Consider the following 23778-nt stretch of genomic DNA (forward strand, 5'->3'; position numbering starts at 1 on the left):
ATTTCAATTTCCCTTCGCCAAGGACACTGCCATGGCCACGCCAAACCAAGCCTTGCCAACAAATGCTGCCAACGATGCCCTGGTGGCCGCCGACAAAGCCCACTACATGCACGGATACCACGTGTTCGACGAGCATGCCGAGCAAGGCGCGCTGAACATCGTCGAAGGCGAGGGCGCCTATATCTACGACACCGAGGGCAACCGCTTTCTCGACGCTGTCGGCGGCATGTGGTGCACCAACATCGGCCTGGGCCGCGAAGAGATGGCCCTGGTCATCGCCGACCAGGTACGCCAGCTGGCCTATTCCAACCCGTTTTCGGACATGGCCAACAACGTCGCCATCGAGCTTTGCGCAAAACTGGCCAGCCTGGCCCCGGGCGATCTCGATCACGTGTTCCTCACCACTGGCGGCTCGACCGCGGTCGATACCGCCTACCGGCTGATCCAGTACTACCAGAACTGCCGTGGCAAGCCGGATAAAAAGCACGTGATCGCCCGCTACAACGCCTACCACGGCTCGACCTGCCTGACCATGTCGATCGGCAACAAGGCCGCCGACCGCGTGCCCGAGTTCGACTATGCCAACGAGCTGATCCACCACGTCTCCAACCCCAATCCGTACCGGGCGCCGGATGACATGGACGAAGCAGAGTTTCTCGACTTTCTGGTGGCCGAGTTCGAAGACAAGATCCTCTCGCTCGGCGCCGACAACGTCGCGGCGTTCTTTGCCGAGCCGATCATGGGCTCGGGCGGGGTGATCATCCCGCCCAAGGACTACTTCCTGCGCATGTGGCAGGTGTGCCAGACCTACGACATCCTCTTCGTGGCCGACGAGGTGGTGACCTCATTTGGCCGCCTGGGCAAATTCTTCGCCAGCGAGGCGCTGTTCGGCGTGCAGCCGGACATCATCACCACCGCCAAGGGCCTGACTTCGGCGTACCTGCCGCTGGGCGCGTGCATCTTCTCGGCGCGCATCTGGAAGGTCATCGCCGAGCCGGGCAAGGGCCGCTGCTTCACCCATGGCTTTACCTACAGCGGCCATCCGGTGTGCTGCACGGCGGCGCTGAAGAACATCGAAATCATCGAGCGCGAGCAGCTTCTGGCCCATGTCGATGAGGTGGGTGGTTATCTGGAGCAGCGTCTGCAGAGCCTGGCCGGGCTGCCGCTGGTCGGCGAGGTGCGCTGCATGAAGCTGATGGCCTGCGTCGAGTTCGTCGCCGACAAGCGCACCAAGGCACTGTTTGCCGATGAGGTGAACATCGGCGAGCGCATCCACCGCCGGGCCCAGGCCAAAGGCTTGCTGGTGCGGCCGATCATGCACCTGAACGTGATGTCGCCGCCGCTGATCATCACCCGCGCGCAGGTCGACGAGATCGTTGAAACCCTGCGCCAGTGCATCATCGAAACCGCTGAAGAACTGCGCCGCGAAGGGTTGTACGCGGGTGCATGACAAGCGCTTGCGGGAGCCGGCCTTGCCGGCGATGGGCTGCATCGCAGCCCCCCGGCGGGTTAGACTGCCGGGCATGACCCGAGCCACTGCCGACACCCCGATCTGCCTGTCGTTCTCAGCCCTGCAGCAATGGCATGCGGCGCTGCAGCATGCCATTGCCCGCAGCGGCGAGGCCGACGCCCTGGCAAGCCTCGCCGCCGCCCTGAGCCAACTGGTGGCGGTCGAGTCGATGATGATCAGCCTCGAGCGCCAAGGCCAGCCACCGCAACTGTTGTACCAGCAGGGCATCCCCGAGCGTCACCGCGACGCCATCCTCAACCGTTACTTCAGTGCCGGCTACCTGCTCGACCCGTTCTGCCTGGCGGTAGAAAAAGGCCTGGCCCAGGGTTTTTACCACCTGCAGGACATCGCCCCGGACCACTTCTTCGACAGCGACTACTACAAGACCTACTACCTGGGCACCGGCTGCAGCGAAGACAGCTACTACATCGTCGACATCGACCCGCACAGCAAAATATCCCTGAGCCTGTTCCAGGGCTGTGGCGGCAGCAGCCTGAGCGTCGAGCAACTGCACGTGTTGCAGGCGGTCGAGCCGATGGTCCGCGAACTGATCCGCCGCTTTGCCCAGCATGGCCTTGAGCCCGGCAGTGAAGCGGCCAGCCAGGGCAGCGTCCAGGCCGCCTTCGACAGCTTCGGCTGCAACAAACTGACCGAGCGCGAACGGCAGGTGGCGCAGATGATCCTGCGCGGCCACTCGGTGAAGTCCACCGCCGGCGAAATGGGCATATCGCCAGAAACCGTGCGCATGCACCGCAAGAACCTCTATCTGAAGCTTGAGATCAACTCCCAGTCCGAGCTGTTCGCGCGTTTTATCGACTGGCTGCGCCTAGGCTGAGGCTGTCTCACGCCGCGGCCCTGATCGCCAAAACATTGCACAAGCGCTGTTCCAGCACATGCTCGGTGGTGCTACCGGTCAAGCGTTCGAGCAGTTTGCGCGGGTGGTTGCCCATCACCAGCACGTCGGCGCGGCTGTGGGCGATGAACTCGGCGATGCTGCGGGTGATCGGCGCCGACAAAAAGTGCTGGCGCTCAACCGATACGCCATGGCGCGCGGCCATTTGCTCGAAAGCCTTGTGGATCGACTTGCGCACGTCACTGCCAAAGCCCGGCATGGTCACGGTGCCGGCGCCGAAGTCGGCCATGTGGGTGTGGGTGCTGTCGCACACGTGCAACAGGTGCAGCTCGGCGTTGCACTGGCGGGCGAGGTCCGCCGCGGCGTCGATCACGCTTTCGTTGAGATCGTCATGCGGGTGTTCGGGGTGGGTCGGGTCGACAGCGGCAATCACGATGCGCGGCAGCGGGCAATGCACGTCGGTTACCAGGTGCACCGGGCACGGGCATTCGCGCAGCAGTTGCCAGTCCAGCGGCGCGACCACCAGGCGCTTGAGCAGCGGCTCGTGCTGCACGTCCTTGATCAGCAGGTCCGGGTCGATCTCGGTGACCTGGGTCAAGGCTGCTTGAAGCACGTCACGGGCCAGGATCACTTCGGTACTGACGCGAATGCCGTTTTCGTGTAGCAAGGTCGCTTCATCGGCCAGCCACTGGCGGTTGTCCTGCAGCAGGGTATCGAGGCGGTGTTCGTCACCGCTCATCAGCCCGAGGGTATCGATTTCGTCGACAAAGGCGCAGATATGCAAGGTGGCGCCGGTGGCGTGGGCCAGGGCAGCGGCGCGCTCCAGCGCCGGGGTGTGGCGCAGGTCGGAACCTACCATCAGGAACAGGCGTTGGTACTGGCTCATGGGGCACCTCCGGTAGCGTTGTGTTGCCAGCCCCCCGTGCTTGAAGTCTAGTCCATGGTGCTGCGCGAAGCGCCCGGCTGCTCCAGTGCAGGCTCTTCGGCCGGGCTGTCGGCGGCCAGCGGCTGCGCCACCCAGCTCATGAACAGCTCGTAACCCACGGCCAGCACCACCGGGCCGATGAACAGGCCGATGATGCCGTTGGTCAACATGCCGCCGAGCGCGCCGATCAGCACTACCGGCATCGGCACGGCTACCCCGCGGCCCAGCAGCAGTGGCTTGAGGACGTTGTCGCATAGCCCGGCGAGCAGGGTCCAGATGGCGAAGATCACCGTGCTGGCACTGACTCCGTCATGGGCAAGCACGTAGATCACCACCGGGAAGGTCACCAGCAGCACCGGCAGCTGGGTGATGCCCAGCAGCAACACCAGTAGCGCCAGCACCCCGGCCGCGGGCACGCCCATGACCACCAGGCCGATGCCCACCAGCAGCATCTGCACGAAGGCGATGCCGACCACGCCCTGGGCCACGGCGCGAATGGTCGCGGTGCACAGCGCGGCCAGTTGCTCGCCGCGCTGTGGCCCGGAAATGCGCATGGCAATGGCCTCGGCGGTGCGCTGACCATTGTCGCCCTTGGCCATGATCACCCCGGCGACCACCAGGGCAACCACGAACACCAGGATGCCCGAGCCGATCCCGGCCAGTTGCGTCAGCAAGGTCTTGCTCACGCCCTTGAGGTGCGGGGCCACCTGCGACAACGCCCAGCTCAGGTCGCTGCTGGCATGGGCCCAGATACCGTACAGCGGTGCGCCGATCAGCGGCCAGTCACGCACGTTGTCCGGCGGCGGCGGGATTTCGATGCGCTGGTCCTCGAAGCCGTGGATGCCTTGCTGCACGGTGTCGGCCACCGAGGTGCCGAGCAGGCTCAACGGCCCGATCAGGCAGGCCAGGCCGATAATCACCAGCACCACTGCGGCCCAGCCAGGGCGGCCACCCAGCCAGCTGCCCAGGCGCTGGTTGAGCGGGTAGAGGGTGATCGCCAGGATCACCGCCCAGAGCATCAGGCTCAAAAACGGCCGGAAGATCTCGAAGCAGAACATCACCAGCACCGCGATCAGGCCAGCGCGGATCAGCACATCCAGCAGTTCGCGGGCGGTGCCCAGGTGCAGGGGGCGGTTGTTGGCCATCGGCGTCTCCTTGGGCGGGCAATCGGCGCTTTAGCGCAGCGCCGGGCAGCGATTGGCGCCGCCGCTGGCCGCCTGGCTGACCAGTTCGGTGAAGCGCTTGAGGTTCTGCTGGTGGGCCAGCACCAGCGCGTCGATGCTGGCGCCGGCCGGGGTCTGGATCACGCTGCGGCAGTTAAGCGTAGCGCCGCCGTTGCCGGCCCGCAGACGCCAGCGGGCATCGAACAGGGCGTACTGCCCAGGCACCGAGTCAAAGCGCTGGACTTCCACGCGCAGGCCCAGGCGTGGCTGGGCGCTGCTGCTGGCGAACTGGTTGACCAGGGCGTTGCGCAGCTCGTCGGCGAGGCTTGCGCCCCACCATTCGGTCTCAAGGATCGCCAGGCTGCTGTTTCCCTGACGAATCACCACCTGCGGGCGATCGACCTGCGGCGGCACGCTGACCTGTTCCAGTAGCACATCGGCACTGCTGGCTGCGGCCGGCTGTTGCGGGATCAGCGTGTGGTAGTGGATCGGGTCGCTGCGGCAAGCGGCCAGCAGCAAGGCCAGGCTTAACACGGCAATCTTGAAGGCATGCGCCATGGGTGTGCTCCTGCGGTCAGTTGCGCGACGAAGGTTTCAAAGCGTCAGCGGGTGCATCCTTGGGCCGGCCACGCAACAGCGACTCGGGGTTACGCCCCAGGTAGTCGGCCAGCTCCCGGAGCGAGCGCGACATGCGCCCCAGCTCGTCGAGGGTCTGGGTCAGTTGCTCGCGTTGCGGCGAATCCTCGGCCAGGGTCGAGTTGGCCGACTGCAGGGTCTTGCTGACCTCCTGCAAGGTGCCCTGGACGCCCGGCAAGGTACGGCTGTTGAACTGCTGCAGGCCCTTGCGCAGTTCCACCAGGTTGGCGTCGAGGTTGTTGGCGATGCGCTCGATCGGCAGGCGGTTGAGCTTCTCGACCATGGCCTGGAACTGCTCCTGCAGTTGCTCCAGGCTACCCGGTACGGTGGGGATGGTAATCGGCCGGGCGCTCGGGTCGAACACCACTTTCGGCGCCTTGGGGTCGAAATCCAGGGCGATGTACAACTGCCCGGTGAGCAGGTTGCCGCTGCGCGCCTGGGCCCGCAGGCCGTTGTCGACGAAGGTGCCGAGCAACTGCGCGGCGGCTTTTTCGTCGTCGGGGTCGTGGTTCAGCGCCTTGAGCAGCTTGGTGTGGGCGCGGCCCAGGCGTTGCGGGTAGATGACGATGCCGACATTGACCGGGAAGGTACGCTTGTCGACGTCGAAATCGAGGTTGACCGACACCACCGAGCCGATCTCGACGCCGAGGAACTCCACCGGCGCTCCGACCTTGAGGCCGCGCAGCGCCTGGTCGAAACGCAGGCTCAGGTACTGCGCCTTGCCATGCGGCGGCGACAGGGCCCGGGCGCGATCGTCGAACAGTTCGAACTGGCGGTCTTCGGCGGCCACCTGGTCATCGGGGCTGTAGTCGGGGGCGCGAAAGGCAATGCCGCCGACAATCACCGACGACAGCGATTCGGTACGAAAGGCAAAGCCGTTGGCGCCGACCTCGACATCGACGCCGCTGGCGTTCCAGAACCGCGTGTTGTCGGTGACGAAGGCATCGTTGGGCGAGTTGATGAACACCTCGATACTCACCCCTTTGCCGTTCTCGTCGAGGTTATAGGCGACCACCTGGCCGACCGGGATCTTGCGGTAGTAGACCGGCGAACCGACCCCCAGCGAGCCGAGGTCGCTGGCGTGCAGGAAGAAGCGCTTGCCGGGCTCGCCGTAGGTGATCGGCGGCGGCGATTCGAGGCCGACGAAAGCCTTGGCGCGGGTGTTCGATTCGCCGGAATCGGCGCCGATGAAGTCGCCGGACAGCAGGGTGTCGATGCCCGACACGCCGCCGGCGCCGATGCGCGCGCGCACTACCCAGAACTTGGAGTCCTCGCGGGTAAAATTGTCGGCCTGCTTGACCAGCTTGACCGTGGCGGTGACGCTCTTCTGGTCCTTGCTCAACTCCACTGCGGTGACCTGGCCGATCACCACGTTACGGTACTTGACCGCGGTCTTGTTGGCCTCCAGGCCCTGGCCGGTCTTGAAGGTGATCTCGATGGTCGGGCCTTGCTGCATGACGTTGTGGACCACCAGCGACAAGCCCACCAGCACCGCCACCAGCGGCACGATCCACACCAGCGAGATGCTGAAGCGCCGGGTCTTGACCCCGGGCTGGCCGGGTTGGGGGCTGTCTTGGCGGGTATCAGTCATCGGCCTGCTCCTTGTCGTGCTGCCAGATCAGTCTAGGGTCGAAGCTCATTGCCGCAAGCATGGTCAGCACCACCACCATGCCGAAGAACAGAATGCCCGGGCGCGGTTCGATATCGCCCAGGGCCTGGAACTTGACCAGCGCCGCCACCAGAGCGACCACCAGCACATCGAGCATCGACCAGTAGCCGATCAGCTCGACGAAGCGGTACAGGCGCGCCCGTTGCGTCTGCGCCCAGGTGCTGCGCCGCTGCACGGTGATCAGCAGCAGGGCCAGGGCAACGAATTTGGTCGCCGGTACAGCGATGCTGGCGATGAAGATGATCAGGGCGATGTCCCAGGCGCCATGCTCCCAGAACTCCATGACGCCGCTCATGATGGTGCTGTCGGCGCCGCTGCCGAACAGCGTGGTGTTCATCACCGGCAGCAGGTTGGCGGGGATATAGAGCACCAGCGAGGCGACCAGGTAGGCCCAGGTGCGGGTCAGCGAATCGGGCTTGTGCGCATGCAGCGGCGCGCCGCAGCGTTCGCATTCGTGCGGCTGATGAGTGTTGTCGCAGGCCATGCCGCAGGCATGGCAGAGCACCAGGTTGAGCTCGGCGGCGCGTGGTGGGCGGCTCATGGCAGCACGTCCCAGAGCTCGCGGATGTCGCGCCCGGCGATGCGCAGAATCAACAGGCTCAGGGCCGCCAGTGCCAGCAGGCCGATGCCCGGCAGCACATCAAGCATGCCGGCCAGCTTGAACACCGCGACCATGGCGCCGAGCAGGCAGACTTCGAGCATGCTCCACGGGCGCAGGGTTTCCAGCCAGCGCATGCACAGGCTGAAGCCCGGGGCGCGGCCGCCGGCCAGGGCAAAACCGAGCACCCAGATCAACAGCAGCAACTGGAACACCGGGGCGATGATGATCGAAATCGCCGCCACCAGGGCGATAAAGGTGATCGGCCCATTGGCCAGGGCTCGCACCGAGTCCCACAGGGTGGCGCTGTTGTGCAGGCCTTTGAGGCTGATGCTCATGATCGGGTAGAAATTGGCGAACACCCAGAGGATCAGCGCGGTGACACTCAGGGCCAGGCGTTGCTGCACGCTCAGGCCGTTATAGCGCTGCAGCACGGCGCCGCAGCACTGACACAGGGCCTTCTGATGTTTGCCGAGGCTGACTTTCTGGTACACGCAGTCGCAATGTTCGCAGATGATCAACTGATGGGTATCCAGCATGGCGCGCGCTCTGGCTGCGGGCGGGGACTAGCTCAATATAGTCGGCGCTGGCGCGGGGCTTCGGATTTTTTACCCACTGCAGGAGCTGGCTGCACCGGCCTCATCGCGGGTCAAGCCCGCTCCCACAGGTCCGGTGTACACAGTTCCACTGTAGGAGCGGCGGTGCGGCGACCCGACTTGACCCGCGATGAGGCCGGTGCAGCGGCTACCAACCCGGCACCCCGCGCATGTCCGGCAGTTTGTGGGCGATGCCCTTGTGGCAATCGATACAGGTCGCCTGCCCGCTGGCCAGCGAGGTCGAGTGCATGGCTGCGGCGCGCTTGCTCTGGCGGGTGAAATCCATGAACTCGAAGTTGTGGCAGTTGCGACATTCGCGCGAATCGTTGGCCTTGAGCCGCGCCCATTCGTGCTCGGCCAGTTCACGGCGGTGCGCGAGGAATTTGTCGCGGGTGTCGATGGTGCCGAAAATCTTGCCCCAGACTTCCTTGGAGGCCTGCATCTTGCGCGCGATCTTGTGCGTCCATTCGTGCGGCACATGGCAGTCCGGGCAACTGGCACGCACGCCTGAGCGGTTGCTGTAGTGGATGGTCTCCTTGAGTTCGACAAAGACGTTGTCGCGCATCTCATGGCAGGAGGTGCAGAACTTCTCGGTGTTGGTCACCTCCAGAGCGGTGTTGAAGCCGCCCCAGAAGATGATCCCGGCGACGAACCCGCCGAGGGTCAGAAAGCCCAGGCTGTAGTAGACACTGGGCCGCCAGAGAATGCCCCAGTATTGCTTGAGTAGCCCGAACAGTGCTCGCATGGCGCCTCCTCAGGGTTTTTGCGCGGCGTTGGCGTCGTCTTGCAGCAGCTTGTCGATGGTTTCGAAGCTGTTGCCCACCAGTGGCTGCACCTCTTTTTGCGGCACATGACACTGGGTGCAGAAGTAGCGCCGTGGCGATACCGCCGCCAACGCCTGGCCATCGCGGTCCATGTAGTGGGTGATGCTGATCATGGTCGCCTGGCTGCGCGCACTGTTGGCGCGGCTGTGGCAGGACAGGCACTTGTTGCCGTTGAGGTCGACCTGATAGCCGCGAATCGTGTGGGGGATGGTCGGCGGCTGGTCGGGGTAATTGCGTTCGCGCTTGAGGTCCTTGTTCTCGTCGTTGGCCAGCGGCGGCGCCGGCAAACTCTGGGTCAGGGTGCCGCCCGGGCGCCGGCCATCGGGGCCGGGGGCATCGAGGGGGTAATCGACTTCGGCGGCGACCACCAGGCCGATGACCGCGAACAGCAGCAAAGGCAGGCTGCGAATGGGCATGACGGTTCTCCTCAGGCCGCGCTGATCAGCTCGATGCGTATGGCGCATTTCTTGTAATCGGTTTGCTTGGAGATCGGGTCGGTGGCGTCCAGGGTGACTTTGTTGATCAGCTTGTTGGCATCGAAAAACGGCACGAACACCAGGCCGCGCGGTGGCTTGTTGCGCCCGCGGGTTTCGATGCGCGCGCGAATCTCGCCGCGCCGGCTGATCAGTTTCACTTCGCTGCCGCGCCGTGCATTCAGGGCCTTGGCATCGTCAGGGTGCATGTACACCAGGGCATCGGGCACTGCTTTGTACAACTCTTCAACGCGCTGGGTCATGCTCCCGGTGTGCCAATGCTCCAGCACCCGGCCGGTACTCAGCCAGAACGGGTAGTCGGCATCCGGTGCTTCGGCCGGCGGCTCGTAGGGCAGGGCGAAGATGATCGCCTTTTTGTCCGGGTAACCGTAAAACTGCACTTCACTGCCTTTCTCCACGTACGGGTCGAGGCCTTCGCGGTAGCGCCAGCGGGTTTCCTGGCCGTCGACCACCGGCCAGCGCAGGCCGCGCTCGCTGTGGTAGCGATCAAACGCGGCCAGGTCGTGACCATGGCCCCGGCCGAACTGTGCGTACTCTTCGAACAAGCCCTTTTGCGGGTAGAAGCCAAAGGCCTTGGCTTCATCGTTGTGGTAACCGGCTTGCAACTGCTCGACCGGGAACTGGTCGACCTGACCATTCTTGTACAGCACCTCAAACAGGGTCTTGCCTTTGTATTCGGGGGCCTTGGCCAGCAACTCGGCAGGCCAGACCTCGTCGGTGGTGAAACGCTTGGAAAACTCCATCAGTTGCCACAGGTCTGAACGTGCTTCGCCCGGGGCGGTCACCAACTGATGCCAGAACTGGGTGCGGCGCTCGGCATTGCCATAGGCGCCTTCCTTTTCTACCCACATGGCGCTGGGCAGGATCAGGTCGGCAGCCTGGGCCGACACCGTGGGGTAAACGTCCGAGACAATCACGAAATTGTCCGGCTTGCGCCAGCCCGGCAGGACTTCCTGCATGATATTGGGCCCGGCGTGCATGTTATTGCTGGCCTGGGTCCAGTAGACGTTGAGCACCCCGTCCTTGAGCATGCGGCTCTGTTGCACGGCATGAAAGCCGACTTTCTCCTGGATAGTGCCGGCGGGCAGCTTCCAGATTTTTTCGGCGCTGGCGCGGTGCTTGGGGTTGGTCACCACCAGGTCGGCCGGCAAGCGGTGCGAGAAGGTCCCGACCTCGCGGGCGGTGCCACAGGCCGAGGGCTGACCGGTGAGCGAGAAGGGGCTGTTGCCCGGCTCGCTGATCTTGCCGGTGAGCAGGTGGATGTTGTAGATCAGGTTGTTGGCCCACACCCCGCGGGTATGCTGGTTGAAGCCCATGGTCCAGAACGACACCACCTTGCGCTTGGGGTCGGCATACAGCTCGGCCAGCGCCTTGAGGCGCTCTTGCGGCACGCCCGATTCGGTGGCTGCGCGCTCAAGGGTGTAGGGCCGCACAAAGGCGGCGAACTGCTCGAAATCGATGTCGCTCCAGGTGTTGGCCTTGTCGGCGTTCCTGGCCTTGGCTTCGCGTGGATCGTCGGCGCGCAGGCCGTAGCCGATGTCATCGGCGCCGAGGGCGAAGCGTGTGTGCTTGCTGATGAAGTCCTTGTTCACCGCGCCGCTTTCGATGATGTGGTTGGCGATGTAGTTGAGGATCAGCAGGTCGGTTTGCGGCTTGAACACCATGGGAATGTCGGCCAGGTCGAAGCTGCGGTGTTCGAAGGTGGACAGCACCGCAACCTTGACCTGCGGCTGGCTCAGGCGCCGGTCGGTGACCCGGCTCCAGAGGATCGGGTGCATTTCGGCCATGTTCGAGCCCCACAGCACAAAGGCATCGGTGGCCTCGATGTCGTCGTAGCAGCCCATGGGTTCATCCATGCCGAAGGTGCGCATGAAGCCCATCACCGCCGAAGCCATGCAGTGGCGGGCATTGGGGTCGATGTTGTTGCTGCGAAAGCCGGCCTTCATCAGTTTGTTGGCGGCGTAGCCTTCCCACACCGTCCATTGCCCGGAGCCAAACATGCCGATCGATTCCGGGCCTTTGTTGTGCAGCGCTTGCTTGTACTTTTCGGCCATGATGTCGAAGGCTTTTTCCCAGCTGATCGGCTGGAATTCGCCCTGCTTGTGGTACTGGCCTTTACGCATGCGCAGCAGCGGTTGGGTCAGGCGGTCATTGCCGTACATGATTTTCGACAGGAAATAGCCTTTGACGCAGTTCAGGCCGCGATTGACCTCGGCCTTGACGTCGCCGTGGGTGGCCACCACGCGGTTGTCGCGCGTCGCCACCATGACGCTGCAACCGGTGCCGCAAAAGCGGCAGGGCGCCTTGTTCCAGTTCAGGGTCACCAGGTCGGCTTCGGTCACCAGGTTGCTGGCGCTGGTGAAGATCGGCAGGCCCGCCGCGGCGGCGGCAATGGCGGCGGCCTGGGCCTTGGCAAATTCACGGCGGGTCATGCTCATGGTGAGTCTCCTTCTGGGGCGAGGAGTTCGTGGTAAATCAGCGCGGCATTGAGCACCCCGGGCAGGTTGTTGATCTGCTCGATGCGCTGCAGGATCTGCTGTTCATGGTGGGCTTCGAGCACCACCACCAGCTTGCCGGCGGGGCTGTGCTGATGCAGTTCGAGGTTGTCGAGCAGCAGCAGGTTGGCCTTCACCGCCTCGAACAGTTCGGGGCGGGCATGTACCACCAGGCTGGCAATGTGCAGAACGTCGTCCATGGGCGGGCTCCGGCAGTGTTGGCTAGCCGTTGGGAGGGCCGGGTGGGCCATACAGCAACTGGAAAAACCAGACGAGAAAACCGTAGCCGCCAACGATGGCGACCGACATCAAGGGGAACAGGCAGACGATCAGAAACAGGAACAGCAGCGTTTCTTTTCTGCGGGCGATTTTCTGTTCTTCAGCCAATGACATGGAGCGGCCTCCTGTCGAGCGTGAACTGAGCCTAGATCAGCGTGCTCTGCCCACGCCGGCTGGCGCGACCAACGGTCAACACGGCCTTGAAAACACTACAGGTGAACTACACTGCTGGCACGGACCCCCTGGCTGCGGTGGAAAGCGAACATGCTTGATTACTTCGCGTTGGGTATTTTGATTTTTGTCGGCCTGGTGCTGTTCTACGGGATCATCGTCCTGCACGACATTCCCTATGAAATCGCCGTACACCGCAACCACCCGCACCAGGATGCGATCCACGCCACCGGCTGGGTCAGCTTGTTCACCCTGCACGCGCTGTGGCCGTTCCTGTGGATCTGGGCAATGCTCTACCGCGAAGATCGCGGTTGGGGCTTTCGCGATGGCAAGTCGCCGCAAAACCACGTGGTGCGCCTTGAACAACAGGTCGCCGAGCTGCAGCAACGCATCGCCCGCCTCGAAGGCGTAGCGCCCGCCGAGCCTGCGCCCGGCCACGACGATGGCAACGGAGGGCACTGAGCATGGACTTGCTGCTGATCCTCACTTACGCGGCCATTTGCGTGGCGATCTTCAAGCTGTTTCGCATCCCCCTGAACAAGTGGACAGTGCCCACGGCGGTGCTGGGGGGGATCGTGATGATCGGCGCGCTGATCTTCACCATGAACTACAACCATCCGTATTCGGAAGTGGCGCGTTCCTACTTCGTCTCGGTGCCGGTGATCCCGGCGGTTACCGGCCAGGTGATCGAGGTGCCGGTCAAAGGCAACCAGCCGCTGGAGAAGGGCGATGTGCTGTTTCGTATCGATCCGGCGCCGTTCGAGTACCGGGTGCGCTCGCTCAAGGCGCAGATCGTTGCGGCCCGGGGCGATCTGTACCGCATCAACGAACTGATCAAGCGCAACTTCGGTACCCGCCGCGAGCAGGAAGCGGCCATCGCCCAGGTCGATGACCTGCAGGCGCAGCTGGACAACGCCCAGTTCGAACTCGACAGCACCGTGGTGCGGGCGCCGAGCAAGGGTTATGTCACCCATGTGTCGCTGCGCACCGGGATGCGCGCGAGCGCCTTGCCGCTGCGCCCATCGATGGTGTTCATTCCCCAGGAAGGCCAGTACTTTGCTGCCTGGATGCGCCAGAACAGCCTGCTGCGCCTGGTGCCTGGGGATGAGGCGGAAGTAGCCTTCGACGGCATTCCGGGCAAGGTCTTCCGTGGCAAGGTCAAGAACGTCATCGCGGTGATCGCCGAGGGCCAGGTGCAGCCGTCCGGCACCCTGATCGGCTACACCGGTTCGCCGCCGGCGGGGCGGGTGCCGGTCATCATTGAAATCGACGACCCGGCGTACGCCCAGTACAGCGCGCAGATGCCCGGCGGCGCCTATGGCCAGGCGGCGCTGTACAGCAAGCACTTTCCGCACATCGCCACCATGCGCAAGATCCTCCTGCGCATGGCGGCGTGGATGAACTACATCTTCCCGTTCCACTAGTGGAGTACAAATGTACCCCACGCCGGGTTCACGCCTGCGGCCGGGTCGGTAGATACGGCAGCAGGCGCTCGGTTTCCTTTCTGACCACCGCGTAGCACTCGCAACTCAACTGCTCCAGGCGCGCCCGATCAAGGACCTTGATATGCCCGCGGCTGTACTCGATCACGCCCTGGCGCTGCAGCTTGCCGGCGGCATCGGTGACGCCTTCGCGGCGCACCCCGAGCATGTTGGCGATCAGCTCCTGGGTCATGGTCAGCTGGTTGCCTTTGAGCCGATCCAGCGACAACAGCAGCCAGCGGCACAGTTGCTGGTCAATCGAGTGATGACGATTGCACACCGCGGTCTGCGCCATCTGCGTGATCAGCGCCTGGGTGTAGCGCAGCATCAGCACCAGCAGCTCGCCGTGGCGGTTGAATTCGTCTTTCAGGCGCTGGCCGGGCAGGCGGTAGGCGTGGCCGGCGCTCTGCACGATGGCGCGGCTCGGGGTGCTTTCGCCGCCCATGAATACGGCAACGCCGATCAGGCCTTCGTTACCGACCACGGAGATCTCCGCCGAGGCGCCGTTTTCCATCACGTACAGCAGCGAGACGATGGCGTTGGTCGGGAAGTACACGTGGCGCAAGGCATCGCCAGACTCATAAAGCACCTTGCCCAGCGGCAGGGCGACCAGTTCCAGGTGTGGCAGCAGGCGCTCCAGCGCGGTTGTCGGCAGGGCCGCCAGCAGGTGATTGTCCTGTGGCCTGGCCTGTGGCTTGGGTGATGCGGGCATACGGAGCCACCGATGGCAGACGAGAGCTGTCTGGCCTCAGGGTACTCCTATCCACGCAGGCTAGGGGAGGCTGGCAGTGGCCGGCAGGCAATGCGCGCTGATCTGGTGGGTTTGACCGTCATCCACGAGCCTGACCACGCCGTCGGCCAGGGGCTGGCCATCCAGGCTCAGGCTCAACGCGCCCGCGCCCGCATGGCGCACCTCGATGCGGTAGCGGCTGGCGCCATAACGATAGTGCAGCAGGTAACCCGGCCATTCGGCCGGCAGCAGCGGTTGCAGGCTCAAGGTCTCGCCGCTGCGCTGCAAGCCCAGCAGTGACTCGACGATCAGCCGGTACATCCAGCCGGCGGCGCCGGTGTACCAGCTCCAGCCGCCGCGCCCGGCATGGGGCGGCGCGCCATAGACATCGGCGGCCATCACGTACGGCTCGACCTTGTAGGTGTCGATACGCTCGGTGCTGCCCTGGCGCAACGGGTTGATCAGGCGCAGCAGTTCCCAGGCCCTGGCGCCGTCGCCCAGGCGGGCAAAGGCCATGCTCGCCCAGACGGCGGCATGGCTGTACTGGCCGCCGTTCTCACGCACGCCGGGCACGTAACCCTTGATGTAGCCAGGGTCCAGGCTGCCCTGGTCAAAGGGTGGATCAAGCAGCTTGACGATACCGATGTCGCGGCGCACCAGGTAACGGTCCAGCGCCTCCATGGCCAGGCGGCCCCGTTCAGGGGCGGCGGCGCCCGAGAGCACTGCCCAGCTCTGGGCGATGGAGTCGATGCGGCATTCTTCATTGCTCGCCGAACCCAGCACCTGGCCGTCATCGAAATAGGCGCGGCGGTACCAACCGCCGTCCCAGCCATGGGCTTCGAGGTTGCCACGCAGGGTGGCGGCGCGCCTGTTGCAGTCCTCGGCGAACGGGCCGTCACCCTGGCGCTGGGCGGTGCGGGCGAACTGCTGCAGCACCTCGACGCCGAAAAAGCCCAGCCACACGCTTTCGCCCAGGCCCTGTTCGCCGACGCGGTTCATGCCGTCGTTCCAGTCGCCGCTGCCCATCAGCGGCAGGCCATGCACGCCGCACTGCAGGCCGTGTTGCAGCGCCCGCTGGCAATGCTGGTAGAGGTTCTCGGTGAGTGCCGAACGGTTCGGCAGGTCGTAGTAGGACTCCTCGCCAGGATTCAGCGCGCGGCCTTCGATATAGCCGACCTGTTCATCGAGCACGCCGAGGTCGCCGGTCACCTGCACATAGCGGCTGGTGGCCAGAGGCAGCCAGAGCATGTCGTCGGAGCAGCGGGTGCGCACGCCGCGCTGCAACGGCGGGTGCCACCAGTGCTGGACGTCGCCTTCGCGGTATTGATGGCTGGCACACAGCAGCAGGTGCTGGCGCGCCGCGGCCGGATCGGCGTGGATCATCGCCATGCTGTCCTGCAGCTGGTCGCGGAACCCGAAGGCGCCACCGGACTGGTAAAAACCACTGCGCGCCCAGAAGCGGCAGGCAATCACCTGGTACATCAACCAGCCATTGACCAGCACATTCAGGGCCGGCTCCGGGGTTTCGATGCGGATGGCGCCGAGTACCTCGCGCCAGTGCGCGCGCACTCGTTCCAGTTCGACCGCCGCCGCGCGCAGCCCGCGGTACTGCTGGACCCGGCGGGTGGCGGCCGTGGCGTCGTGCTCGGCGCCCAGGCGGAACACCACCTCCTGGCTTTCACCGTCGGCCAGCTCCAGGGCCACCTGCAACGCTGCGCAAGGGTCCAGGCCACCGCCGCTGCGCCCGGAGAGCCGCGCCCGGCCCATGGCTGCCGGCGCGCCGAGATTGCCGTTGCGGCCAATGAACTCCAGGCGGTCGCAACTGAGGCTGCGGTAGGGCAGGTCGCTGTCGAGGAACGCCACCCGGGTGGAAAATTCGATGGAGTAGGCATTGCGCGCAAACAGCGCGCCACTGAACGGGTCGGCCTCACTGACCACGTGCATGGCCGTCTTGCTGCGCAGGTCGCCCAGCACCCATTCCACATAGCTGGTTACCGACAACCGGCGCGGCCGGCCCGAGGTGTTGCGCAGCTTCAGGCGCGAGAACTTCACCGGCGCATCGAGGGCGACGAACACCCACAGCTCGCTGTGCAGGCCGTCCTCGTCATGCTCGAAGACGCTGTAGCCAAAGCCGTGGCGGGTGCGGTAGCTGCCCTGGCCAGGGCACGGCTGCGGGGTTGGCGACCAGTAGCGGCCGCTGTCTTCGTCGCGCAGGTACAGGGCCTCGCCGCTGGGGTCGCTGACCGGGTCGTTGTGCCAGGGCGTCAGGCGAAACTCATGGGCATTGTCGCCAAAGGTGTAGGCGCCGCCGCTTTCGCTGATCACCGAGCCGAACTGCGGGTTGGCCAGCACGTTGACCCAGGGCGCCGGCGTCGGCTGGCCGGGGCGGTGATTGATGATGTACTCGCTGCCATCGGCGCTGAAACCGCCGTAGGGGTTTTCCATCAGCAGCCCCGGCTGCACGCTCGGCGCTGGCCGTACCGGCGCCGGCACCAGGCTGGCCGGGTTGGGCTCGAAGCGCGGCAAGGCGTGTTCGCTGCGCCGCTGATGCACCTGTTCGGCGAGGCTGCCACGGCTGTCGCTGAGCACCAGGCGGGCAACACTGAGCATCAGTGTGCGGTCTTCGCTGGACAACTGCTGGGCCGGACGCACGAAGATCCCGCCGGGCCGGTCGAGCAGCGCCGCTTCGCTGCCCGAAGTCACCAGGCCCATGATCAGCTCCTGCAGCTGCTGGCGGTAGCCGGCCTGGTCTTCGTTCCAGATCACCAGGTCCAGGCTCAGGCCTTTCTGCCGCCAGTAGGCATGGGCCTGGACCATCTGGCGCACCAGTTCGATGTTGGCCGGGTCGCTGATCTGCACCAGCACGATTGGCAGGTCGCCGGAAATCGCCTGGCCCCAGAGCCCGGACTGGTTGCGCCGGTTGCTCGCCAGCACTGCGCTTTCACTGCGTAGCGACGGGTTGGCATAGATCACCGAGGCGGCCATCTGCTCGAACAGCCGCGCATCGGCCAGGGACGCATTGAGCTGGCGCAGCAGCACCTGGCTGTGGGTCCAGGCCAGGTCAAAGACCCGGTCTGCCAGGTGCCGGTCGCGGTACTTGTGGATCTGCTGCAGGCAGCTCTCGCGGCTCGGGGCAATGCCGGTGACCAGGTCGATGGTCGCGCTCTGCCCGGGCTCGAGGCTGATCCGGCAGCGAATGGCGACGATCGGATCGAGCACCGCCCCGGCGCTGTCGGACAACTGCTCAACCTCAGGCATCAACGCCGCCGGGGCCTTGAGGGTACGGCCACGGCCGATGAAGCGGGCGCGGTCGGTTTCATATGAGATGGCTTCGATATCCACGCCATGGGCGGCCAGCAGGTGGCACAGCCACGGCACCGGCTCTTGCTGCGAACGCGGCCGGCGGCTACAGACAATGGCCTGCAGCGGGCGCAGCAGCTCGGTTTGCACGAACAGCTTGCTGAACGCCGGGTGCAGCGCATCGCTGATCGCCGGGGCCAGCACCACCTCGGCGTAGCTGGTCAGCTCAAGTTGGCGGCGCTGGCGGCCATGGTTGGTCAGGTGCAGGCGGCGCAGTTCGACATCGTCCTCGGGCGAGACGACGATTTCGCTGTGGCAGTCGATGTCGCGTTCGCGCAGGCGAAATTCGGCCCGCGCGTCACTGAAGATCGCCTCCTGGCTTTGTGGCCGGTACAGGGTCGGCTGGTGCGCCGTGGACCAGAACGCACCGCTGGCAACATCGCGCAGGTAGCAGAAGATGCCGAGAGTATCGCTGGCGATATCCTCGTGCCAGCGGGTCACGGCCAGGTCGTTGCAACGGCTGTAACCGGCGCCAGCGTTGTTGACCATCACGTGGTAACGGCCGTTGGACAGCAGTTGCACGGCCGGGCAGCGCCGGTTGGGCTCGGTGAACACCCGCAACTGTTGCTCGCCTGCGCTGGCGTCTTCGCTGACCGGGGCCTGGGCGGCGTGCAGGTAGGCGGCGGCAGTCTTCGGCACGCGCTCCTGCAGCAGCAGAGCGCTGGCCTGGAACTGCGGGTCGGACTCGAAACGCCGCTGCATCGGGCGATCGAGCAGCAATGAGGTCAGGGCAAGCAGGCTCATGCCCTGGTGGTGGGCCATGAACGACTTGATCACCACCGCCTCCTGCCCGGGCGGCAGCCGTGCTTCGCTGTAGTCCACCGCCTCATAAAGCCCGAAGCGCCCGGCAACCCCCTGTGCGGCCAGGCGCTGGAGGTTGGCGCAGGCCGCCGCGGGCGCCACCAGCAGCGCCAGGGCACTGGCATAGGGCGCTACCACCCGGTCTTCGCCCAAGCCGCGCTTCAGACCCAGGCCGGGCACGCCGAAGGCCCGGTACTGGTAGTTGAAGTGGGTATCGAGGCTGTTGTAGGCCGACTCCGACACCCCCCAGGGGATGCCCAGCTGGTTGCCGTAGGCGATCTGCCGGTTGACCGCCGCGCGGCAGGACTGCTCCAGCAGCGTGCCCGGGTAGGAGGGCATCACCAGCATCGGCATCAGGTACTCGAACATCGACCCCGACCACGACAACAATACCGGCTCACCGGCATTGCTGGTGAGCAGGCGGCCAAGGGCGAACCAGCTGTCCTGAGGCACCTGGCCCTGGGCAATGACGACGAAGTTGGTCAGGCGCATTTCCGAGGCCAGCAGGTCGTAGAAGGCGCTGTCCAGGCGTTGTTCGTCGACGTTGTAGCCGATCACGAAAAGGTCGCGCTGCAGATCGTAGAGAAAGCGGAAATCCATGTTGGCCAGGGCGCCAGCCTGTTCGGCCAGGTGCGCCGCGCTGGCGATACGCTCGCGAGCGAGGTTGCGCACGGCATTAACCCGCGCGCGCTCGGCTGGCGGCCAGCGCTGGGCGTCGAGCTGCGCCAGTTGCCGCCAGCTCAGCGGTAGCTGCGCTGCCGGGTCGTCGCCAGCAGGCAGCTCGAAGGCGCGCAATTCATCGAGCAGGTCCTGGCAGTGCTCCTGCAGCGCAGCGCGCCAGAAGGCGCAATCGCCGCTGGGCTCGGCTGGCGACAGCGGGCAGTCGAGCAGCTGTTGCAGCAGCGTCGGCAGTTGCTGCGGTGCTTGGTTGATCTCGAGCTCGGCGCGCAGCACCTGCCATTGCTCATCGGCAATGCCCGCCGCCTTGTAGGCTTGCAGCAGCACATCGAGGCTGTCCAGCAGCCCCTGGCGCAGGCGCCCATCGAGCAGCGGCGCATCGCCCAGAGCCAGCAGGCCGGGGCGTAAGGTCAGCAGCAGGCCGGCGAGGTTGCCGCTGTCCACCGTCGAGACATACAGGGGGTGCAGCGCCAAGCCGCTGCGGGTGTCGTACCAGTTGTAGAAGTGCTGCTGGTGACGCTCCAGGCTGTGCATGCTCTGTAGCATCGCTGCCAGGCGCTGCAGCAGGCGCGCGCTGCCCAGGTAGCCGAAGTCATGGGCGGCGAGGTGGGCCAGCAGGGCCATGCCCATGTTGGTCGGCGAGGTGCGGTGGGCGACGTTGGCGTAAGGCGCTTGCTGGATGTTGTCCGGTGGCAGCCAGCGATCTTCGGCATTGACGTATTGGTTGAAAAAGGCCCAGTTGCGCCGGGCCAGCAAGCGCAGAAACTGCACGCCCTGGGGCGAGATGGCTTGGCTGGCGCCGCTGTCGGCGCGGCTGACCCACCAGGCCAGGGCCGGGCCAGCCAGCCACAGCAGCAAAAACGGTGCGGCGAGGGCGAGCAGGCCCGGCGTTGGCGCCAGCACGGCGATCAGCGCCAGGGCCAGTGCCGGCGCGACCCACAGGGTGCGATACAGCCCCGCCAGGCTGTTGACGCTGGTGCGCTCGACCTCCCGCGACGGGCTCCATTGCAACAAGCGCCGTTTGCTCACCAGCATGCGCCACAGCGTGCGGGCAATCGCATCCAGGCTGTAATGGGCCTCGAACGGCAACCAGGCCAGGTTGAAAGTGGCGCGTATGCCGTGCTGGGCGGCGCCGTGCAGCACCGCCAGCAGGTGCTCGGCCAGCGGCACGTCGGTGGTTTTGCCCAGCAGCGCGAGCAAGCTGTCCAGCAGCGGCTGAGTCAGCAGCAGGGCGACCACGGCCAGGGACCACAGCCCCGGTTGCGGGGCAATCAACCAGGCGCACAGCAGCACACCGAGGAACGCCGCCGGCTCCAGGCTGCGGCGCAGGTTGTCGAACAGCTTCCAGCGCGCCAGGGCGCTGAGGTGGTTGCTTTGCAAGCCGCTACAGCACGGCGCCCAGGGCAGCAGCCACGGCAGCAGTTGCCAGTCGCCGCGAATCCAGCGGTGCCGGCGCTTGACGTCGGCGCTGTAGCGGGCCGGGTATTCCTCGAACAATTGCACGTCGCTGAGTAGCCCGGAATGGGCGTAACAGCCTTCGATCAGGTCATGGCTGAGGATGCGGTTCTCGGCAAAGCGGCCGTCCAGTGCCTGTTCGAAGGCATCGACCGCGTAAATGCCTTTGCCGATGAACGAGCCATGCAGGAACAGGTCCTGATACACATCGGACACCGCGCGGGTGTACGGGTCGACCCCGGCATCGCTGCCGAACAGCCGCGCATAGCGCGAACGGGCGGCACTGGGCAGGCTGATGCCGACCCGCGGTTGCAATATGGCGTAGCCGCGATGGATCCGCCCCTGGGCGTCGAAGTGCGGCTGATTGAGCGGGTGCTGCATGGCGCCGATGAACTGGCGGGCAGCATCGCGGGGCAACTGAGTGTCGGTGTCCAGGGTGATGACATAGCGCACTCCTGGCAACGCCGCGATATCGCCGACGATCAGCGCAAAGCGCTCAACGCCGTGCCCGCGCAGCAGCGCATTGAGCTCGGCCAGCTTGCCGCGCTTGCGCTCGTAACCCATCCAGGCGCGTTCGGCGGGGTTCCAGCGCCGCGGCCGGTGCAACAGCAAAAACCGCTCGCCAAGCAACGCCGGGTACTTGCGGTTCAAAGCGCCAATGCGCTCGCTGGCCTCGGTCAGCAGGCCGGCGTCCTGCTCCTGCACCTCGACCGGGCTATCCATGAAGTCGGTGAGCAGGGCGAAGTACAGCTGCTCGTCGCGGTTGGCGAGAAAACGCACCTCAAGCCCTTCGACCAGTTCCTCGACATCGGCACTGCTGGCCATCAGCGTCGGCACCACCACCAGGGTGCGGGCCTCGGCCGGCAGGCCTTCGCGGTAGTCCAGGCGCGGCAGCTGGCACGGCGCAACAGTGAGGGTCACCAGCCAGTTGATCAGGCCGATGGCCAGGCGGCTGGTCATCAGCAGCAGCGCCACGGCCAGCAGTGCCAGGCCCCAGCCCGGCCAGCCGGCGTGATAACCGTCGAGCAGGAACGGCCAGGCGAAGCCCAGCGACAACAGCGCTACCGGGACCAGAAAGAACGTCAGCGGCGCGCGGTGCAACAGCCGTTGCCAGCGCTGGGCCAGCGGCACGCGGGCATTCAGGTGCTGCTCCAGTTGCTCAAGGCCCGGGCCGATCAGGTAGAAGCCGACATGCCCGGCGACGTCAGCGGCGGGCGGCTGGCCGCGCTGCTGGGCGAGGTTGACGGCCATTTGCGCGACCTGTTCTTCGCTGTGCGGGCTATGCCGCGCCAGGCGCTCGATGACATGGCGGTAGTGATCGCGGCTGGCGAAATCCATCCGTGCGTAGGCGCCTGCCGGGTCGTTGTGCAACTGCCGTTCGACCTGGCTCAGGCGCTCGACGAAGGCCCGCCAGTCGCTGGTCGAGAGCAGCCGCAGGCTGGCGATGCTGTTGCTGATCGACACCTGGTCGGCGGCCTGCTGTTGGGCGTCCAGGTGCACCAGGCGCTCGATGGTCAGGCCGGATTCGCCCAGCGATTGCTCGATCCAGGTCAATGGCTGGATCAAGGTTGCGCTCTGGCCCTGCAGCCGGCGGGTGAGTTCAGCAACGAAGGCGGCGGTCATCGGCGGCTCGGAACGGGCCATGTCGGCGACCACCAGCACCACGCTCTTGACGTCGCGTTCAGCGGTTTCGCTCAGGCGGTCGGCCCAGTCATTGGCCAGGTTGCGGTCAGCCCAGCTGGCCATGACCCGCGCAGCGATGCGCCGCAGGTTCTCGATCAGGGCCAGGCGCAGCATGATCGGAATCGCCCACAACTCGCCCAGGGTCAGCGCGGTGACGCTCTGGTAGGCCTCGACGAAACGCCCCAGGCTTTCGTCATCGACCCGGCCATCGCCGTGGCTGATGGTTTCCAGGGCGATGTCGTAGACCCTCGGCAAGCCGGTCGACGGGCCGTTGCCCAGGCGCGGCAACTGGCGGCTGTAGCCTTTGGGCAAGTGGGTCTTGGCCAGGCGGATATGGGCTTCGACCAGGTAGTAGTTGTCCAGTAGCCATTCGGCGGCGGGGGTCACTCGCCGGCTGCTGGGCTGGGCGTCGATGAAGCGTGCGCAACTGCTGGCCAGGACCCGTTCATTGTCGGCCAGGCGGGCTAAAAGGCCATCGGCACGGGGCGTCGGGTCCAGCCGGTGCTGGCGGGCGAGCAGGGTGCCATGGCTGGCCATTTGTTCGGCGCTCAGCAGCTCCGCGCGCAGCAGCGCCTCGTAGCCGAAAGTACGCGGTGCGGATCGCCATGACAGGCGCTTGAGCAGCATCAGGGCACGGGGCCAGGGGTTGTCCATGATGTCCTTGTATGGGCTGAGGCTGACAGCTCCAGTGTGCCGCGCGCGTTGTGGCGGGGTCTGTACGCTAGCGAACAGACCGCTTGGCCCATTGCGCTTAGCCTGAGGTGTGTCATCCATTGAATGCCGGCAGCGGCCGGTGTTGGAGCACAGCCATGAACCATCCATTGCGAATTCTCTTCGCCCTCGTGCTTTCGTTCGTCGCCCTGGCCGCCGTGGGCCTGAACAACAGCGCCAGTGCCGCCACCGCCGAAGACCTCGACAAAGACGCCCGCCAGGCGTTGCAAATCCTCTACAAGGCCCACCCGCTGGCTGAAACCATGTCGCGCACGGCCAAGGGCGTGCTGGTGTTCCCGAAAGTGGTCAAGGCCGGGCTGGTGTTTGGCGGCAGCTATGGCGAAGGGGTGCTGTACAAAGGCAGCAAGGTTTCCGGCTACTACAACTCGGTCACCGGCTCCTGGGGCTTGCAGGCCGGGGCGCAGTCCTATGCCTATGCGGTGTTTCTGATGACCGACAAGGCGGTCAAGTACGTGCAGGACACCAAAGGCTGGGAAGTGGGTGTTGGGCCGACCGTGGTGCTGGTTGACCAGGGCGTGGCGAAAAACCTCTCGACCTCGACCCTCAAGCAGGATGCCTACGCCTTCGTATTCGACCAGCAGGGGCTGATGGCCGGGGTGAGTATCGAAGGGACGAAAATCTCGTTGATCAAACGCTGACGGTGGT

Annotated in this window: 18 protein-coding genes; 5 read left to right on the forward strand and 13 right to left on the reverse strand. The window is 65.4% G+C overall.

The features are described from left to right. The first annotated feature begins 31 nt into the window (after positions 1–31). A complete protein-coding gene (locus ACIOVF_RS14980) occupies positions 32–1450 on the forward strand; it encodes an aminotransferase (RefSeq protein ID WP_045198825.1) in 1419 nt (472 codons plus the stop codon). A gap of 73 nt (positions 1451–1523) precedes the next feature. Next, entirely contained in the window at positions 1524–2345 is an 822-nt protein-coding gene (locus ACIOVF_RS14985) for a helix-turn-helix transcriptional regulator (RefSeq protein WP_045198827.1), read from the forward strand. 7 nt (positions 2346–2352) lie between these two features. Here ACIOVF_RS14985 and ACIOVF_RS14990 read toward each other — a convergent pair whose 3' ends face one another. The 11 genes from ACIOVF_RS14990 to napE form a co-directional block, all read right to left on the reverse strand. Further along, a complete protein-coding gene (locus ACIOVF_RS14990; RefSeq protein WP_401290430.1) occupies positions 2353–3249 on the reverse strand; it encodes a universal stress protein in 897 nt (298 codons plus the stop codon). A gap of 47 nt (positions 3250–3296) precedes the next feature. After that, positions 3297–4433, reverse strand: a complete 1137-nt coding sequence (locus tag ACIOVF_RS14995; RefSeq protein WP_401290433.1) for an AI-2E family transporter — start codon at positions 4431–4433, stop codon at positions 3297–3299. A gap of 30 nt (positions 4434–4463) precedes the next feature. After that, positions 4464–5009, reverse strand: a complete 546-nt coding sequence (locus tag ACIOVF_RS15000; RefSeq protein WP_401290436.1) for a PqiC family protein — start codon at positions 5007–5009, stop codon at positions 4464–4466. A gap of 16 nt (positions 5010–5025) precedes the next feature. Continuing rightward, positions 5026–6678 carry an intermembrane transport protein PqiB gene (locus ACIOVF_RS15005; RefSeq protein ID WP_045198833.1) on the reverse strand — a complete coding sequence of 551 codons (1653 nt, stop codon included), beginning with the start codon at positions 6676–6678 and terminating at the stop codon, positions 5026–5028. Next, entirely contained in the window at positions 6671–7297 is a 627-nt protein-coding gene (locus ACIOVF_RS15010) for a paraquat-inducible protein A (RefSeq protein ID WP_045198835.1), read from the reverse strand. The genes ACIOVF_RS15005 and ACIOVF_RS15010 overlap by 8 nt, the downstream gene beginning before the upstream one ends. Beyond that, positions 7294–7893 carry a paraquat-inducible protein A gene (locus tag ACIOVF_RS15015; protein WP_093383177.1) on the reverse strand — a complete coding sequence of 200 codons (600 nt, stop codon included), beginning with the start codon at positions 7891–7893 and terminating at the stop codon, positions 7294–7296. Before ACIOVF_RS15015 ends, ACIOVF_RS15010 begins: the two co-directional genes overlap by 4 nt. Before the next feature lie 205 nt (positions 7894–8098). Beyond that, positions 8099–8695, reverse strand: coding sequence for a cytochrome c3 family protein (locus ACIOVF_RS15020; RefSeq protein ID WP_045198838.1), 597 nt, complete (start codon positions 8693–8695; stop codon positions 8099–8101). 9 nt (positions 8696–8704) lie between these two features. Next, complete coding sequence (locus tag ACIOVF_RS15025) at positions 8705–9190, reverse strand: nitrate reductase cytochrome c-type subunit (RefSeq protein ID WP_093383174.1); 486 nt, start codon at positions 9188–9190, stop codon at positions 8705–8707. A gap of 11 nt (positions 9191–9201) precedes the next feature. Next, positions 9202–11706, reverse strand: a complete 2505-nt coding sequence (gene napA / locus ACIOVF_RS15030; RefSeq protein WP_401290440.1) for a nitrate reductase catalytic subunit NapA — start codon at positions 11704–11706, stop codon at positions 9202–9204. Further along, the gene (locus ACIOVF_RS15035) at positions 11703–11963 is read right to left on the reverse strand and encodes a chaperone NapD (RefSeq protein ID WP_045198844.1); all 261 of its coding nucleotides are present in this window, start codon (positions 11961–11963) and stop codon (positions 11703–11705) included. Before ACIOVF_RS15035 ends, napA begins: the two co-directional genes overlap by 4 nt. A 22-nt stretch (positions 11964–11985) precedes the next feature. Then, complete coding sequence (gene napE / locus ACIOVF_RS15040; protein ID WP_045198846.1) at positions 11986–12156, reverse strand: periplasmic nitrate reductase, NapE protein; 171 nt, start codon at positions 12154–12156, stop codon at positions 11986–11988. 150 nt (positions 12157–12306) lie between these two features. Between napE and ACIOVF_RS15045 the strand changes: the two genes are divergently transcribed. Both ACIOVF_RS15045 and ACIOVF_RS15050 read left to right on the forward strand, forming a co-directional pair. Then, complete coding sequence (locus ACIOVF_RS15045) at positions 12307–12675, forward strand: DUF3302 domain-containing protein (RefSeq protein WP_045198848.1); 369 nt, start codon at positions 12307–12309, stop codon at positions 12673–12675. A gap of 2 nt (positions 12676–12677) precedes the next feature. Beyond that, positions 12678–13637, forward strand: coding sequence for an HlyD family secretion protein (locus ACIOVF_RS15050; protein ID WP_123566821.1), 960 nt, complete (start codon positions 12678–12680; stop codon positions 13635–13637). Positions 13638–13665: 28 nt separating this feature from the next. On the opposite strand, the gene ACIOVF_RS15055 is transcribed toward ACIOVF_RS15050, so the two are convergent. Both ACIOVF_RS15055 and ACIOVF_RS15060 read right to left on the reverse strand, forming a co-directional pair. Further along, on the reverse strand, positions 13666–14406 hold the full coding sequence (locus ACIOVF_RS15055; protein WP_401290445.1) for a Crp/Fnr family transcriptional regulator: 741 nt from the start codon (positions 14404–14406) through the stop codon (positions 13666–13668). Positions 14407–14466: 60 nt separating this feature from the next. Then, positions 14467–23055, reverse strand: a complete 8589-nt coding sequence (locus tag ACIOVF_RS15060; protein ID WP_401290448.1) for a GH36-type glycosyl hydrolase domain-containing protein — start codon at positions 23053–23055, stop codon at positions 14467–14469. Between the two features lie 155 nt (positions 23056–23210). Here ACIOVF_RS15060 and ACIOVF_RS15065 point away from each other — a divergent pair, with 155 nt between their 5' ends. Next, the gene (locus ACIOVF_RS15065) at positions 23211–23771 is read left to right on the forward strand and encodes a YSC84-related protein (RefSeq protein WP_045198856.1); all 561 of its coding nucleotides are present in this window, start codon (positions 23211–23213) and stop codon (positions 23769–23771) included. The last annotated feature ends 7 nt before the right edge of the window (positions 23772–23778 follow it).

Source organism: Pseudomonas sp. NPDC087612 (assembly GCF_044743505.1).
Lineage (GTDB): Bacteria > Pseudomonadota > Gammaproteobacteria > Pseudomonadales > Pseudomonadaceae > Aquipseudomonas.